The organism is Arcobacter sp. CECT 8989 (assembly GCF_004116715.1).
Taxonomy (GTDB): Bacteria; Campylobacterota; Campylobacteria; order Campylobacterales; family Arcobacteraceae; genus Halarcobacter.
On record NZ_PDKE01000003.1, the window covers coordinates 122,321 to 137,735 of the forward strand.

Below are 15,415 nucleotides of genomic sequence, written 5' to 3' on the forward strand. Positions count from 1 at the left end.
AAAACTCTAAAGGGCTTTAACGAGTAAAGCCTCGAGATTTAATTACTTCTCTAACATTCCAAGAGTCCATACATCATAATTATTATCCATTACGATTGTAGGGTTGTGCTCTGAATTTAATATTTTCTTATAGAAGAATGTTACTATATCTTCTATTTCTTCTTGTTTTAATACTTTCGTAATTCCACCTGTTAAAACAATAGAGTTTAAAGCATTTAGTTTTAAGTTTACATAGGCTTGTCTATAAGCAGATACCTTACAAAGTACTAAGAAAATAGCAAGTTGCATTAAAACTCTTGTTGCTTTTTCACTTGTTTCATCAAAAATATGTTCAGTAACTTTTAAATGAGCTAATAGTTCATAAACAAACTCATTGTTTTTTGCTGCAAAGATTAAAGACTCTTTTGATTTATAAACCCCAAGTTTCTTAAATACAAGTCTATCATACTCATTTTCAGTTACCATATTCTCTTCAACTAAGTCTTTAGAGTAGTGAATATCCGTAGTTGCTCCACCAATATCAATTAAAATATATGGGTCAGCAACCTTAAATTTTGAATCAATCATAGGTAGAGTTTTATTTACAATATATGGAGTAGAAAAAATCTGATTAGAAGTAATATCATATAGGTGTTTGATATCTTCTTTCCCCATAATATCAGCTTGATAAAGGTTTGTTAAATACTCTTTTAGGTTTTCTTCTTCAACATGAAGTTTTTCATTTATGATATTTGGTAGTACTACTACATTTTCGATATTTTCTTTTAAAAATGCAGAGTCTTTTTCACTTCCAACATATACTATATTTGAGTAGTTTAAACCATCTAAGAACTTAAATAGTCTTTCATCAAAGATATTTGCTACAGAGTCAATTCCTCCAACAACTATTACTACATCAATTAAGTCACTTGGAATAGAAGTTTTTTCAATATCTCTAAATAAAACAGTATCAATAATATTAATACCTGAGTTAAAAGCAATATTTGTTGCATATTTTAAAGAAAAAGAGTTCGTAACTCCAATAATAAGAGTACTTAAACCACCATTTGCAGAAGAACAAATATGGATATTCTCTTTGTCATAATCTTTAATGATTTCACCACATTTATAAGTTAAATCATCATAAATATCTTTATTAAAGTCTCTAAAGTGTTGTTGTACATTATCTTTAGTACATAGTTTAAAGTATGTACTTCCTACATCAATTAATAGTTTATTTTCTAATTTACTCATTGCATAATTCCTATGTCATGGATGATATCATTTACAATAGATGTTGTATCTTTATTTAAATCACATTGATTTTTTTCATACTCAAAACATCTATCTGGAATTGGAACTTTTCCTCTTTTTATGATTCTAATATTTTTATTTCTATCTCTTACTGTAATCATTTCATTGTTATTGATGATATGTGGAGAGAATGGCACATCAATTGTTCCATTTTTAATAGAGTTAAATACTTTTCTCCAAAGTGTATCTGCTGGGTCATTGAATACAGCTTCCATAATAGCCATAACTTCAGCCGTTAAAATTTCTTCTTCTTCTTTATCTACAATATTTGGTAAACCATTTAATATTCTAAGTAAATATTGTGTATTTGCTACTGTTTCTGCATTTGCTTCTTTTGTAGGAATACCAGAAGCTTCTTGTTTTGTTTTTGTAATAATTTTATTCGCTCCAACCATAGAAGCAATTACTGTACTCATATTTATAAGTTGAGATGCAAAGTTTTGATCCATAGGGAATGCTCCCATCCATTGGTGATAAACTAAGTGTATATCTGCATCAGTAACACCAATCTCTTCTGAATAGTGCTTAGCTAGTTTTCTAATAACTGCACCCATTACAATATCTTGATTCATAGAACCAGTTTGAGAGAATGATACAGAGAATGATTTAACACCTTCTTCTAAAGATAATAACATCTCTAATAATTGAATTACAATAGTAATACAAGGAGGAACAAGTGTAGCTGTTAATGGTCCAAATGATTCTCTATTTATTGGTTCATTTAGTTTTGAATACTCAGCACAAACTCTTTCCACATATTTCCAGTAAAGGAATGCTTTATCTAAAGGGAAGTTCTTAGAGTAAGGTAGTAGATATGTAATTGGTCCACCTTCAATCTCAAAAATACCAGAAGCAATGGCAGTTTCTATTAAAAGTCTTGCATCAGGAGTACCATGTCTTAAAGAGATTGGTTTATTAAAGTGAGTCATCATTTTTCTTGATGTTCTATATCCATGGTTGATAAGTGGGTATCCATTTAGCATATCAACTTCATTTTCTTCACTAAGTCTTAGCATTTTCTTTGCAGTTGCATAGTCATTTAATCTTGTATTTGAATCAATAGTACAAGGTAATACATCCACATCTGCTTTATCAAAAAACTCATAAAGTGCAAACATCTTGTCATATGTTGGGAAACCACCACGAGGCTGTACTAACATTTTGTTTTTTGTTTTGAAGTTGTAAGAGATAAATAAATCTTTTGAAGCATTTTTTACAAACTCTTCAACTTCTGCAAAATCAAAGTTATCAACGTATTCGTTGTTTAATATGATATTTCTTTCTTCTTGTAGTAAACTCATTAGTTTCTTTCCTTCATGAATTTTTCTAACTCATCTAATCCTGTATTTAAATCAACTTGGTGAAATACCAAATCAAATCCATAGTTTTTAAACCTAGGAACAATATCAGAAGCATCCCCAGTTCCTACAACTAGGTTCCCACCAATCATAAATACTACATTATCAAGAAGATTTCCATACTTTGCTTTTAAGATTTTAACTTCTCTACACCAACCTTCAGCTTCGCCATTTAATGAAGAAATTAGAAGAATATCTGCGTTAGTTTCTACCACTGCATCAACAAACTCTTCTAAGTATGTATTTACACCTAAGTTAAATACTTCAAAGCCTCTAGCTTGCAGTGAAAGTTCTATAAGTCTGTTTGCTACAACGTGGATGTCGTTTCCAACTACACCTGTTACTACTTTCATTTGATTACCTACATTTTGATTATTATTAAAAGGCAAATAGTTTAGCTAAAAGTAGGTTACATTTCTATTAGAATGACTTATGAAAGTACCAAGAAATCACAACTACTTACTTTGTTTCGTAAAAGTTGTAAAATTGTTTTAAGTTAATTGTTTACTAAAGAATATTTAGATTAATATCATTTATTGAGTCCTTAGCTATTTTTTTAGCTAATTTAGTATTGTACTCTTTAATTAGTTCATCTTTATTTGCAGGTATATGATATGTTGGGTTAAAAGAGTATTTTATATTTTTACATACATTTTTAGAAAAGGATTGTTTATAAACTTTAGAGAAAAGAACTTCTTTGTTTTTTGATATTAAATCTATTTTTGTTTCTAGATTAAACTCTTTTTTCTTACAAGGGATTTGTACTTTTCCATATTCTATACATTTTCTTGAGTTGTTCACAATTTTATAGTTTAAACATTTTTCAGTATTTGTAGGTTTATAAAAATATTCAAAATTCATATTTGAGTTTAATATCTCAGTTTTAATAGTTGCATCTGTTTTTTCTTTTTTTGTTGCCAGCTTTTTATTGTTTTGTTTACTAATCTCTTTTGTAAGATGCTCTTTTAAGTTTAAATTGTCATTTTCTATATGACTTATGTAAATAGCTTCGATTTTTTTAGTAATTTTTGTTTCTTTTTCATTTGTTAAATCATTTTTTTTGTTACTACAAGCTACAAAAAATAGTGATAAAACTACGATAAATAGGGTGTTAAATACAAATTTCATAAAAACTCCTTGCAGTTAGAATTGAAATTATAGTATAAAAAAATTAATTAATTAAGATAATTAACACACAATTAACATTTTTATATTAAACTTACACCATAAGAAAATTAAAAACCTCCTACTACCAATAATTTTAATTTTCGTCATCTTTACAACTGAATATAATTGAATATAGCCTCGCTTTTTTAAGTGGGGCTTTTTTTTTCTTGATTTTAATACAAATTGATATATCATTATCAAAATTTTTTTAGGGAAATAATGGAAAGTATTAGTATTCTAACAATTATTACAATAGCATTTTTAGGTTCTTTTGGACACTGTATAGGTATGTGTGGAGGAATTGTAGTTGCTTATTCAAGTACAAAAGTAAATAGTACTTGGAATAAAACTAAACAAGCAAGTTCTCATGTTCTTTACTCATTTGGAAGAATTACAACTTATGTGATATTAGGTGCTATTTTTGGTTTTGTTGGTTCTGTTGTAACTTTTGATAATACAACTAATGGAATACTTCTTATTGTAACTGGTATCTTAATGGTTTTAGTAGGACTTTCTCTTAGCGGAAAGTTGAAGTTTCTAACTTCTATAGAGCACTCTGTATCAAAATCTGAACTTTATCAAAAAAGTTTTAGAAAACTTTTGAGTTCTGATTCTTTGTTTAGCTTCTATTTTCTTGGTATGTTAAACGGTTTACTTCCTTGTGGATTTGTTTATGTTTTTGCAATAACAGCAGCAAGTACAGCAAGTGCTATTTGGGGTGCTTTTGTTATGCTTATATTTGGACTTAGTACTCTTCCTGCGATGTTCTCTTTAGGTTTTTTTGTTGGGATTTTTAAACAAGTTGCCCTAAGAAATCTATTTATTACTTTAGCTTCTATCTTAGTAATTTTATTTGGAGTTTATACTATTTACAATGGTTATAACTTCATGAATGGTGAAACTAAAACTATACTTACACCTTCTAATTAGTTTGTTACAACTAGATTACCTTTATGTTTATTCCATAGAATTCCACAAAATTTATAAGGAGGTAATAAAGTATGGTTAAAAGTTTTAAAAAATACTTCTCATTTTTTGGTATATTAAATGCCACTACAAGCGTAAAAATAAACTCACTTCTTAATAGTTTAAACTACCTAATAAATATTGATATACCAAAGATTATGAAAAAACTTCATGTTTCGCAATTAAAACCCATCAAACTTTATTCTACTAATAAATGCAACACACAAGGAAAAAATTAATGCAAAAGAAAACTACATGTTTAAGCGTAGTTGCTTCGCTTTTTTTAGCAACAAATCTTTACTCGCAAACAAAACAAATCTCAGAAATCACAGTTGTAAGTGCTACTAAATCAGAACAATCAATCAAAGATGTAACTTCAAATGTTGAAGTAATTACAAAAGAAGAGATTGAAGAAAAAAACTTTACTACAGTTACTGAGGCTTTAGACACAATAAGTGGTTTATCATTTACTTCAAATGGTGGAGTAGGGTCTAGTACAAGTCTTTTTTTAAGAGGTATGTCTAGTAATAGAATACTTATATTAGTAGATGGTGTAAATTATAAAGACCCATCAAGTACAAGTGGTGCTTCAGTACAACACTTAATACTTACAGATATAGAAAAAATTGAAATTATTAAAGGTGCACAAAGTGGTATTTGGGGTGCAGATGCAGCAGCAGGTGTTATTAATATAATTACAAAAAAAGCAAAAAAAGGATTTAATTCAAATATTAACCTTGAGTATGGCTCATACGATACTAAAACTATAGGGACAGTTGTTTCTTATGGAGCTGAAAAATATGATATTAAATTAGGAGTAAATGTAGTTGAGTCTACAGGTTTTACTAATAAAGTTTTAAATAAAGACGAAAATAAAAATAAGTATGAAAATGATGCTTATCAAAATACAACAATCGATTTTGCTACAAATTATTATATTAATGATAAGTCAAAAATCAATTTTTCTATTAAAGATATCAATTCGTTAACAGAATATGATACTTCAACTGATCCTGATAATAGGGATTTAAAAAGTGATTCTCATTCAAGTTTATATAATCTAGCATATTCTCAAAAAATCAAAAATCATGATATAAAATTAAGCTATCAATTGTCTGATTTTAAAAGAGAAGAATTAGGGTCAACTAGAAGTACTGATGTAGTTCTTTTTGAAGGAAAGAAACATAATTTAGAAGTTAAAGATACTATTTCTTATAGAACTAAAGATTTTTTAACTTTTGGAGTAGGTAAAACTAAAGATGAAGTAAACTATTTACAAGTTAATGGAACAAAAGATAGTCTAGAGTCAAAAAGTACATTTGGATATCTTACGAATACTAATCATATTAATAATTTAGTATTTTCTCAAACACTTAGATATGATAAATATGAGAATTTTGATAATAAACTAACTGGTAAAATTGGATTACAATATATTTTCACTGAAGACTTTTTAGTAAAAACAAACTATGGAACGGCATATAATGTACCAAATGCTATGCAAGAAATGAATCCATGGGGTGGTTCTAATAATAATGTAGAACCAGAAAAAACAAAAAGTTTTGATATAGGCTTTGAATATAAAGATTTAAGTGTAACTTATTTTAATTCAAAAGTTGATAATTTAATTGATTGGTATGACCCTGATGGTTGGGGAGGTATTGATGGAATATATACAAATGTTGAAGGCGAGTCTAGGTTTAAAGGTTTTGAAGTAGAGTATTCAAAGCTTTTATTAAAAGATACCTTTGTAAATCTTAGTTATACTCATCAAAGTGCAAAAGATAGTGAAGGTAAAGATTTAACAAAAAGAGCAAAAAAAATATATAAAGTAAGTTTAGATTATTATGGATTTGATAAAATGCATTTAAATTTAAATGGTCAATATATCGGAGATAGAGTAATTAATGTTTATAATCAAGGTAGAGTACAAACTGGAAAATATGCATTAGTTAATGGTGTTGTTAATTATGATTTATCTAAAGATACAAAAGTGTATTTAAAAATGAATAATATCTTCAATAGAGATTATTACTCAACATATGGTTATGCAACAGCTAGTAGAAGTGCATATGTTGGTTTAAAATACAGTTTTTAAAAAAGACTAAGGAAACATGAAAAAATATTTATTAACTCTTCTTTTTATTGTTAATTTATCTGCCAATACTCAAAGTGAGCAAAGAATTATAACACTATCTCCTTCTTTAAATGAGATAGTGTTTGCTCTTGGTAGTGGTAAGAATATAGTTGCTAATACACAGTATTGCAACTATCCTGAAGAGTCTAAAAATATACCTAAAGTTGGTGGTTATGCTTCAATATCATTAGAAAAAATGTTAAAAGCAAAGCCAACTTTAGTTCTTGCTCAAAACTATGATGAACAATTACTTGCAAACTTAAAAAAACTAAATTTAAATTATCACTCTTTTAAAACTGATAATTTATCTTCTATAAAAACTACAATCAATAGTGTGTCAAAACTTGTAGGAAAACAGCACAAAGCACAAGAGCTTATTTCAAATATTGATAAAAAGTTAAATGAAGTTTCAAATATAGTAAAAGATAGAGATATTTTAATAGTAATTAGCCCAAGAAAAGACTTGAATAAATCTATTTACGTAACAGGAAATAATCTATATTTTAATGATATAATTAAAGCTTCGGGAAACAAAAATGCATACAAGTCTAAAAGTCTTGCTCAACCTGTTGTAAATGTTGAGAAGATAATACATATGAATCCTGATATTATAATTTTACTTGCACCTTATATTCATGATAATAAGATTAGTTTTGATGAGCTAAAAAAGCCTTGGAGAAAACTTCCAGTAAAGGCAAGTAAAAATGACAATATCTATATTATTGATAAAGAGTATGCAGGAATTCCTAGTCACAGAGTAGTTTATTTTATGGAAGATTTTAAAGATATATTAATAAATGTTAGAGATAAATAGTTTTTCAAATCATATTTTAAAAGATATTTCATTTTCTTTGAAAGAGAATGAAAATCTTATAATCCTTGGTGCCAATGGAGCAGGGAAATCAACCTTAGCAAAAGTTCTTTCAAACCTTATCTCAAATGATAAAGTAACACTTCAAAATAAAAATATCACTTCTTTAGATGATGAACAAAGAGCAAAACTAATAAACTATATTCCTCCAAAACTTGAAATATTTGATGAATATATCTCTGTTTATGAGTTTTTAGAACTATCTTTTATAGAGAATATAAATAAAGAAAAAATCGATAAAACAATAGCTTTACTAAAACTAGAAAAAATCAAAAATAGAGCTTGTAATGACCTAAGTTCTGGGGAAAAACAGCTTTTATTACTTGCTTCAAGTATTATACATAATGCTAAGATTACTATCTTTGATGAATTGACTGCAAATATGGATATCACAAGAGTTAAAGAGGCTTTTGAGATTTTTAACTCACAGTATTTACAACAAAAGATAATCATAACTCATAATCTAGACTTAGCTTTTCATTTAAAATACAAAGTTTTATATTTAGATGATGGAAAAGTTAAATTCTTTGGAGAAAGTTCTGAGTTTTTCTCAAAAGAGATTTTAGAAAAGTTTTATCACAACTGCCTAGAAGTAGTAAATAATCACTTGGTGGTAAAACTATGAATTCAATGAAATATTTAGCTTATATTTTAAGTGTTGTATTGATTTTTTCTTCATGTTTTATTGGAGAAACTACTATTTCTTTAAATGAAATATTTGATAGTTCAACTACTTCATATATGATATTTTGGGAGCTTAGAGTTCCAAGAATTATCTTAGCCTTTTTTGTGGGAGCTGTTTTAAGTCTTAGTGGGCTTATTTTTCAAACTATATTTAAAAATATTTTAATAACACCATATACTTTAGGAATAGCAAGTGGAACAACACTTTTTACAGCTATTTCAATAGTGTTTTTTCCTATGGTAGCTCTTTATATTTCAGGTATATTAGGCTCTTTTATCACTATTTTTATTCTATATTTTATTTCAAAACAGATAAACAAAAATGCAACTTTTGCTTCAACTAATTCTATTCTTTTAATAGGTATTGCCTTATCATTTTTTTATTCATCAGCATTGATGTTGATATTCTTTTTAAGTACTCTACAAGAGAACTATTCTATTGTAAGATTTACCCTTGGAAGTCTTGATGTAGTAGGATATAACAGCTCTTTAGCTGTGTTTTTAGTTGCCCTTATTCTTTTAGTTGTATCAATGATAAAAAGAAAAGATATAAAGCTTTTACTTCTTTCAAATGATATTGCATTTTTAAAAGGACTAAATGTAAATAGATTAAATCTAATACTTCTTATGACTATCTCTTTAGCTGTTGGAGTTAGTATTAGTTTCGTAGGTCCAATTGGTTTTGTAGGGCTTATTATTCCTCATATTTTAAGACTTATTTACAAACAAAGTGCCGATAAACTTATTTTGCCAGTATACTTTTATGGTGGTGTATTTTTAGTGCTTTCTGATTTGATTTCAAGGGTTCTAAATACGGCTTCTTCTTTACCTATTGGAGTTGTTACTTCATTTATAGGTGCGCCGTTTTTTGTATACTTATTATTTAGAAAACATAAGAAAAAAGCTTAAAACTATAAGAATAAAGATATCAAATCTTAGTTTGAAATCTAGTGCTTTTTTTACATCTTCTTTTTCTATATTTCTTTTACCATCTCCAAAGTAGGTCTTTTCTTTAACTTTTCCAAAGTATGAAGTAGGTCCTCCTAAAGAGACATTTAAAACTAGTGCCATAGCAGAGATTGGATGTCCAGCATTTGGACTTTCATGTTTTTTCCCATAAGAATAAAACTCTTTAAAAGCTTTTTTTGAAAAGAAAAGTAAAGCTATTAAAAGTGCAGTTATTCTAGCTGGAATGAAGTTTGCTAGATCATCAAGTTTAGCTGCAAACTTACCAAAGTTTTCATATTTTTCATTTCTATATCCAACCATTGAATCTAAGGTATTAATTGCTTTATAAATAAAAGCTCCGACAATACCAAAAAAGAGTATATAAAATATTGGAGCAACAACTCCATCACTTAAGTTTTCAGCATAAGTTTCAATGGCAGCTTTATTTATATCATTTTCACTCATTTCCTTTGTATCTCGACTTACAAGCATAGAGATGGCATGTTTAGGATTGTCTGAGGATATTACTTCTTTTACACTATCATAAAGCATTTTAGAAGAGATAGTAAAAGAGCAAAGTAGGGCTTGAAAATATATATTATCAATTTTACTTAATAAAAAAGTAACTATAAAAACAAGAGACAATAAAGAGATAGTTAATAAAAAACCTCTAAAGATACTGTCTTCATAAAACTTTTTTTCAAACCACTTTATATAGTTTCCAAAAAGAATAATAGGGTGATAAAGAGTTTTGATTACATGAAACTCTCCAAAGATAAAATCAATTAGATATGCGAAAAATAGTAGTTCTAAATACATTTTTCTATTTCACTAAAGGCTTTTTCTAGAAGTTTGATACTCTTCTTACTTTTTACTGCAATTCTTACATGATACTTGCCTAAAAAATCAAAGTTAGTACAGTCTCTTATCATGATTTTATAGGGTATTAGTTTTTCTTGTAGCTCTTTTGCTTTTATGCCTTTTAGTTTTACTAAAATATAGTTAGCTTCGCTTTTATGTATCTCTTTGATAAAAGAGTGTTTCTTAATTGTAGAATACAATAACTCTAGGTTTTCCTTATTTTTCTTTTTAGCTTTTTTATAGAAGTTTTTATATTTTAAAACCTCTATTAAATAGGTCATATCAAAAGTAGAAAGTTTCCACATAGGCTCTTTTTCTTTTAGTTTTTTGATATTTTCTTTTGATGAGATAATAGTTCCAACTCTAATTCCGGCACTTGAATAAAACTTTGTCATAGATTTTAGAATATAAAGCTTGTCATACTCTTTTAAATATTTTGTTACTGATTCATAGTTTGTAAACTCTAAAAAGCTTTCATCTATCAAGATTGTACACTCTTTTTTTATCCAATATTTTAGTAGTTTCTTTATGTCATAACATTTTGCATCAGGTGTTGAAGGATTTACAAATATTACAAATGAACCCTTTTTAACTTCTTTATTCATATCTTTAAATCTATTGATTAAATCAATTTTATATTCAAAGTTTAGTGCGGCTTTTTTGTATTCTAAGTATGCAGGAGAGTAAATAGTACAATGTTTTAGTTTTAGATTTTCAAAAAGTTTAAAAATAGCAGAACTACCACCATTGTATAGTTCAATCTCTGACTTCAATACGTTGTAATGGTTTGAAATAGCCTTATAAAGCTTGTCATAATTTGGGTATGAAGATATGTCTAAACTATTAAAATCAATGTCAAGTTTTGGTTTTAGAAAGTTTATATTTGAAGATAAATCAATTACTTCTTTTTCTTTACACTTTGCTTTTTTAGCAAAACTTTTTATATCTCCACCATGTTCAAACTTTTTCATAAGTCACCTATAAACCGTTGTTATTAAAGTATTTGTACTTAAAGTAATTAATCCGTCTTTTCCTAGCTTTGATATATCATCAAGATGTTCTTTTTTAAACTTTTCTAACTGCTCTTCATTTAGTTGATTTATCATTCCTTTATATCCAGCAGAGTTAAGAATATCCCACCATTGATTTGCTGTAATTCTTTTTAATATATCGTTTTGAACTGTTTCATATTTGTAGTTTCCAGCAGATGAAATTAGCTCTTTTATTTGCTCACTTGTTTCTAAAAAGTTTGCACCACCTTTTGGGTATTCTAAGCCATAATCTTTTTCTAAAGTTGAAATAAATATATCACTATATGGAGTGAAAGCATCTTTTGTAAAAGATGAGAATACAAAAGTAGAGTCTTCTTTTAAAAGCTTCATAAAGTTTTTTAAACTAGTTGTCATACTTGGATAGAAAAACAGTCCAAAGCCACAAGTGATGATATCAAAAGAGTTTTCTTCAAATCTTAACTTATCCACATCTGCTTTTTTAAAGCTTATGTTTGTAAGTTTTTCTTCTTTTGCTTTATTTTGTGCAACCTCTATCATAGAAGCAGATAAGTCAACTCCAATTATTTTTGAAGTTTTAAACTTTTTTGCTAGTAATATTGCAATATTTCCAGTACCACATGAAAGGTCTAGAATATTTAGATTATCTTTATACTCTAAGGCTTTAACCATTTTTTGAGCAGTTATTAAAAAGTATTCATTTATATCGTACTTCTTTGCTACATCATCAAAGGTGTGTTCTATTATCTCTTTTACATCTTTACTCATTGTTTAAAACCTCTCCCGTTCTTAGAGCATGTGCCCAATCAGGTCTTCCATTATCTTCTGCTTTTTTTGCTGCTTTTTCATAGTCATAGGCAACTCTTACTTGCTCAACACTATATTGATTCTCTTCTACAGTTAAAATAGTATAGGCTGCATGTGGTGTATGGTTTTGCATTTTATGTTTAATTGGAAGTTCATCTTCATATGCCTGTAGTCCTACAGAACCTGGATTTATAACTATTTGCCCAGAGTTTAACTTATGAACTCTAGGTAAGTGAGAGTGTCCACAAAAGATAAAAGGGGCTTCAATATTATCTGTTAGTTTGATAATCTCTTCATCACTTCTTAAATTTATTTCGCCATTTGAAACATCTTCTAATAAGTACTGGCTATCATCAAAGTATGTTCCATGAACCATATAATAAGTACCACCAATGATTTTTTCAAACTGCAAATCTTGAATCCAGTATAAAACTTCTTCCCCTAAGTCTTCATATACATATCTTAAGGTAGGGTTTTCTTCTAGTTGCGCAAGACTTGCTTCAAGGATTTCTCTATCTTGATTTCCACAGATATTTATGAATTTATTCTCTCTTATTAATTCATATGTAGCCCTTGGTTCAATTGGTCCATAAAACATATCTCCAAGATTTAAAACTACTTCTATATTTCTAGATTTAATATCTTTTATAACTTCTTGTAAAGCATAAATATTTCCATGAATATCAGATAAAATCCCTATTTGCATTAACTTCCTTTTTGTCTTATTTATTTTTTAACTTATTTGGTTTTTAATTCGCCATCAAGTTCATATTTGTTTAAATATCCTCTTGGTGTTAAAACTTTTCCATTTTTAGTTAGTTTTGAATTTGAATTGCAAATTATAATAAGTGTTGACATAGAAACAGCTGGATGTTCAATATCTTGGTCTATTAAATCTTGTGCTGTAGTAACTGTTATTTTCTCTTTTTCATCTCTACCTACATGTGAAGCAATAATTGCTATTCTATCTTGATACCCATCTTCTAAGGCTCTTAAGAAATTTTGATAAGGAAGAATTCTTTTTTTAGACTTTGGATTATAAATACCTAAAACAAAGTCACAATCAAGAGCTGCTTTTACTCTTTTATCAATTAAATTTATATCTGTAAGCCTATCAGATAGTGAGATGATAGAAAAGTCTTGTGACACAGGTGCTCCAACTTTACTTGCTGCTGCTAAAAATGAAGTAACCCCAGGAAGAGAGATAAGCTCTACTTCATCCCATAAATCTTTTTCATCCATAATTTCAACTATTAGTGTTGCCATTCCATAAACATTTGCATCTCCATTTGATACGATACAAGTAGTTTTACCTTGGCTTGCATATTCAATTGCTTGATTACATCTTTCTATTTCATGTGTCATTCCTGATGTAAACAGTTCTTTTCCTTCTATTAACTCTTTTAATTCTCTTGCATATTTAGTATATGAAACTACAACTTCACATTCTGCTAATGCTTTTCTTGCCTCTGGAGTGATATATGATGTTCCCCCAGCTCCTGAACTAACTATATATAATTTTTTTGCCATTTATTTTTCCTTTTATACTGCGGCTGCTATCGTGATTTTTTTCTCATACACATTTTTAGGTATGATAAGTTCGTTGTATTTTGAAACTAAGATAGATGAAGGTTCACTAACACCTTTAAGTCCAAAAAACTTTGTTGCTTGAGATGGGCTAAATTCACCTTGAAGTGAGTTTATCTCTGCTTCTTTGTAAAATTTGATATCAAAATTGTATTTTGAAGCAAACTCTAAAAGTCCTTTTTCATCTGCTTTTGCTTCAAAGGAAGCTATGTTTTCTATTTGTTCTTTTTTTAGATTATGTTTTTCTAAAAACCAAAAAAATGAAGCCTCAATATCTTCAAATGATGTATCTCTATTACAACCTATACCTAAATATACTTTTGGTTTTAAGCTTAGATTCTCATCTGAAAATGGAGTTATATTAACGCATAGTTCAGAACTTTGTTCATCTACTCTTTTTAGATTTGTTTTATTTGGGATTGTTTCAAAGATACTTTCATAGGTTTTTACTTCTACTTCTTTTTTATTTAGAAGGGAGTTGGAGATTTTTGCTAAGCATTTTAAGTTCTCTATTTCAAGATTGTTTTTCTTTGCAAACATATCAAAAGCAAATGTATTTGTTTGGTCTGTTGCTGTTGAAACAAAGTTCATACAGTTTGGAAGTCTAGAAGCTAATAAATCACTCAGTTCATTTGCTCCACCAATATGACCACTTAGAAGTGGTATAACCTTTGTTAAATCCATACTCATAACTATAATAGCTGGGTCAGTTGCTTTACTTTCAAGTAGGGGTGCAATTTTTCTAACAACAATTCCCATAGCTAAAATACAAATTATTGCATCATACTTTTTCCAACCATCTTCTAAAACTGTATCAATCTTTTCATATGTTTTTAGGTTTTCTAAATTGTGTTCTAAATCTTTTTTACCATAAACATCAACTTCAAAATCTTCTAGATAATCTAAAAGTTTGCAAGCAGAGTTTAGACTTGGTTGATTTATTGAAACTAGGGCTATTTTTAATTTATTCATTATTAGCCTTTTGTTTTTTTGCTTCAATTAGCTCTTTTACTAGTGGTTTTACATAAAGATGAGATTCTTCTGTTTCTTCTTGTTTTAAAAAATCACCAAATAAAATCAAGGCAACACCTTTGATATGTGAAACTTGATTTTCTATATCAGAAATTGTTCCTTTGAAAATTTGCTCTTCTTTCCAAGTAGCTTTTTCAACTACCCAACAAGGAGTATCATGAGAATATCCCATATCAAGAGCTTTTTTCTTTAGTTTTTTAAGAAGTAGAATTGATAGATAAAATACTAAAGATGAGTTTTTACAAGCAAGTATATTTTCTAGTTTCTCAGGATTTGGAGTTTTACCTTCAACACGAGATAAAATTATTGTTTGAGAAACACCTGGAATAGTATATTCAATACCTAAACTAGCAGCCGCACCAAAAGCAGCTGTAATACCTGGTATTACTTCATAGTTGATACTTTGCTCTTGTAAGAACTCTATTTGCTTTGCAATAGTTGAGTAAATAGATGGGTCACCTGTATGAACTCTTGCTATTACTTTGTCTTTATATTTTTCTAAAAATGCAAATATCTCTGGGTATTTCATCCCTTGTGAGTCTTCTATTATAGCTTCTTCTTTACACCAAGAAAGTACTTCTTTTGGAACTAGTGAACCTGTGTATAAAATTACATCAGCTTTTTGAAGTATTTTTTGTGCTTTTACTGTTACTAAGTCTGGATCCCCTGGACCTGCACCTATAAAATAAACCAT

General features: G+C 28.2%; 17 protein-coding genes. 6 read left to right on the plus strand and 11 right to left on the minus strand.

Annotated features, from left to right (window positions below):
• Positions 1-42: 42 nt before the first annotated feature.
• From CRV02_RS04120 to CRV02_RS04135, 4 genes are all read right to left on the minus strand, one after another.
• Positions 43-1,233, minus strand: coding sequence for a glutamate mutase L (locus CRV02_RS04120; RefSeq protein ID WP_129089274.1), 1,191 nt, complete (start codon positions 1,231-1,233; stop codon positions 43-45).
• A complete protein-coding gene (locus tag CRV02_RS04125; RefSeq protein ID WP_129089275.1) occupies positions 1,230-2,594 on the minus strand; it encodes a methylaspartate mutase in 1,365 nt (454 codons plus the stop codon). The genes CRV02_RS04120 and CRV02_RS04125 overlap by 4 nt, the downstream gene beginning before the upstream one ends.
• Positions 2,594-3,004 carry a methylaspartate mutase subunit S gene (glmS, locus tag CRV02_RS04130; RefSeq protein ID WP_129083436.1) on the minus strand — a complete coding sequence of 137 codons (411 nt, stop codon included), beginning with the start codon at positions 3,002-3,004 and terminating at the stop codon, positions 2,594-2,596. Before glmS ends, CRV02_RS04125 begins: the two co-directional genes overlap by 1 nt.
• 154 nt (positions 3,005-3,158) lie before the next feature.
• Entirely contained in the window at positions 3,159-3,779 is a 621-nt protein-coding gene (locus CRV02_RS04135) for a hypothetical protein (RefSeq protein WP_129089276.1), read from the minus strand.
• A 258-nt stretch (positions 3,780-4,037) separates the two neighbouring features.
• Here CRV02_RS04135 and CRV02_RS04140 point away from each other — a divergent pair, with 258 nt between their 5' ends.
• From CRV02_RS04140 to CRV02_RS04165, 6 genes are all read left to right on the plus strand, one after another.
• A complete protein-coding gene (locus tag CRV02_RS04140; protein ID WP_129083438.1) occupies positions 4,038-4,748 on the plus strand; it encodes a sulfite exporter TauE/SafE family protein in 711 nt (236 codons plus the stop codon).
• A 71-nt stretch (positions 4,749-4,819) separates the two neighbouring features.
• Entirely contained in the window at positions 4,820-5,023 is a 204-nt protein-coding gene (locus tag CRV02_RS04145; RefSeq protein WP_129083439.1) for a hypothetical protein, read from the plus strand.
• Positions 5,023-6,882 (plus strand): TonB-dependent siderophore receptor, encoded by a 1,860-nt coding sequence (locus CRV02_RS04150; protein ID WP_129089277.1) that lies wholly within the window; start codon positions 5,023-5,025, stop codon positions 6,880-6,882. The genes CRV02_RS04145 and CRV02_RS04150 overlap by 1 nt, the downstream gene beginning before the upstream one ends.
• 16 nt (positions 6,883-6,898) lie before the next feature.
• On the plus strand, positions 6,899-7,735 hold the full coding sequence (locus CRV02_RS04155; RefSeq protein ID WP_129089278.1) for an ABC transporter substrate-binding protein: 837 nt from the start codon (positions 6,899-6,901) through the stop codon (positions 7,733-7,735).
• Positions 7,719-8,417 (plus strand): ABC transporter ATP-binding protein, encoded by a 699-nt coding sequence (locus tag CRV02_RS04160; protein ID WP_129089279.1) that lies wholly within the window; start codon positions 7,719-7,721, stop codon positions 8,415-8,417. The genes CRV02_RS04155 and CRV02_RS04160 overlap by 17 nt, the downstream gene beginning before the upstream one ends.
• Positions 8,414-9,385, plus strand: a complete 972-nt coding sequence (locus CRV02_RS04165; RefSeq protein WP_309109247.1) for an iron ABC transporter permease — start codon at positions 8,414-8,416, stop codon at positions 9,383-9,385. The genes CRV02_RS04160 and CRV02_RS04165 overlap by 4 nt, the downstream gene beginning before the upstream one ends.
• Here the strand turns inward: CRV02_RS04165 and cbiB are convergent.
• From cbiB to cobM, 7 genes are read right to left on the minus strand one after another with little or no spacing between them, the layout of a single operon-like run.
• Positions 9,356-10,243 carry an adenosylcobinamide-phosphate synthase CbiB gene (cbiB, locus tag CRV02_RS04170; protein WP_129089280.1) on the minus strand — a complete coding sequence of 296 codons (888 nt, stop codon included), beginning with the start codon at positions 10,241-10,243 and terminating at the stop codon, positions 9,356-9,358. The two genes, CRV02_RS04165 and cbiB, sit on opposite strands and share 30 nt — an antisense overlap.
• A complete protein-coding gene (locus CRV02_RS04175) occupies positions 10,234-11,256 on the minus strand; it encodes an aminotransferase class I/II-fold pyridoxal phosphate-dependent enzyme (protein ID WP_129089281.1) in 1,023 nt (340 codons plus the stop codon). Before CRV02_RS04175 ends, cbiB begins: the two co-directional genes overlap by 10 nt.
• A gap of 3 nt (positions 11,257-11,259) precedes the next feature.
• A complete protein-coding gene (locus CRV02_RS04180; protein WP_129089282.1) occupies positions 11,260-12,063 on the minus strand; it encodes a class I SAM-dependent methyltransferase in 804 nt (267 codons plus the stop codon).
• A complete protein-coding gene (locus CRV02_RS04185) occupies positions 12,056-12,808 on the minus strand; it encodes a metallophosphoesterase (RefSeq protein ID WP_129089283.1) in 753 nt (250 codons plus the stop codon). Before CRV02_RS04185 ends, CRV02_RS04180 begins: the two co-directional genes overlap by 8 nt.
• Positions 12,809-12,840: 32 nt before the next feature.
• Positions 12,841-13,632 carry a precorrin-3B C(17)-methyltransferase gene (locus CRV02_RS04190; protein WP_129089284.1) on the minus strand — a complete coding sequence of 264 codons (792 nt, stop codon included), beginning with the start codon at positions 13,630-13,632 and terminating at the stop codon, positions 12,841-12,843.
• 12 nt (positions 13,633-13,644) lie between these two features.
• Positions 13,645-14,661, minus strand: a complete 1,017-nt coding sequence (locus tag CRV02_RS04195) for a cobalt-precorrin 5A hydrolase (RefSeq protein WP_129089285.1) — start codon at positions 14,659-14,661, stop codon at positions 13,645-13,647.
• Positions 14,654-15,415, minus strand: coding sequence for a precorrin-4 C(11)-methyltransferase (gene cobM / locus CRV02_RS04200; RefSeq protein ID WP_129089286.1), 762 nt, complete (start codon positions 15,413-15,415; stop codon positions 14,654-14,656). Before cobM ends, CRV02_RS04195 begins: the two co-directional genes overlap by 8 nt.

Excerpts from the sequence above, each read along its gene's own strand:
- CRV02_RS04120 (WP_129089274.1), bottom strand. The coding sequence starts at position 1,233 with ATGAGTAAATTAGAAAATAAACTATTAATTGATGTAGGAAGTACATAC.
- CRV02_RS04125 (WP_129089275.1), bottom strand. The coding sequence starts at position 2,594 with ATGAGTTTACTACAAGAAGAAAGAAATATCATATTAAACAACGAATAC.
- glmS (WP_129083436.1), bottom strand. The coding sequence starts at position 3,004 with ATGAAAGTAGTAACAGGTGTAGTTGGAAACGACATCCACGTTGTAGCA.
- CRV02_RS04135 (WP_129089276.1), bottom strand. The coding sequence starts at position 3,779 with ATGAAATTTGTATTTAACACCCTATTTATCGTAGTTTTATCACTATTT.
- CRV02_RS04140 (WP_129083438.1), top strand. The coding sequence starts at position 4,038 with ATGGAAAGTATTAGTATTCTAACAATTATTACAATAGCATTTTTAGGT.
- CRV02_RS04145 (WP_129083439.1), top strand. The coding sequence starts at position 4,820 with ATGGTTAAAAGTTTTAAAAAATACTTCTCATTTTTTGGTATATTAAAT.
- CRV02_RS04150 (WP_129089277.1), top strand. The coding sequence starts at position 5,023 with ATGCAAAAGAAAACTACATGTTTAAGCGTAGTTGCTTCGCTTTTTTTA.
- CRV02_RS04155 (WP_129089278.1), top strand. The coding sequence starts at position 6,899 with ATGAAAAAATATTTATTAACTCTTCTTTTTATTGTTAATTTATCTGCC.
- CRV02_RS04160 (WP_129089279.1), top strand. The coding sequence starts at position 7,719 with ATGTTAGAGATAAATAGTTTTTCAAATCATATTTTAAAAGATATTTCA.
- CRV02_RS04165 (WP_309109247.1), top strand. The coding sequence starts at position 8,414 with ATGAATTCAATGAAATATTTAGCTTATATTTTAAGTGTTGTATTGATT.
- cbiB (WP_129089280.1), bottom strand. The coding sequence starts at position 10,243 with ATGTATTTAGAACTACTATTTTTCGCATATCTAATTGATTTTATCTTT.
- CRV02_RS04175 (WP_129089281.1), bottom strand. The coding sequence starts at position 11,256 with ATGAAAAAGTTTGAACATGGTGGAGATATAAAAAGTTTTGCTAAAAAA.
- CRV02_RS04180 (WP_129089282.1), bottom strand. The coding sequence starts at position 12,063 with ATGAGTAAAGATGTAAAAGAGATAATAGAACACACCTTTGATGATGTA.
- CRV02_RS04185 (WP_129089283.1), bottom strand. The coding sequence starts at position 12,808 with ATGCAAATAGGGATTTTATCTGATATTCATGGAAATATTTATGCTTTA.
- CRV02_RS04190 (WP_129089284.1), bottom strand. The coding sequence starts at position 13,632 with ATGGCAAAAAAATTATATATAGTTAGTTCAGGAGCTGGGGGAACATCA.
- CRV02_RS04195 (WP_129089285.1), bottom strand. The coding sequence starts at position 14,661 with ATGAATAAATTAAAAATAGCCCTAGTTTCAATAAATCAACCAAGTCTA.
- cobM (WP_129089286.1), bottom strand. The coding sequence starts at position 15,415 with ATGGTTTATTTTATAGGTGCAGGTCCAGGGGATCCAGACTTAGTAACA.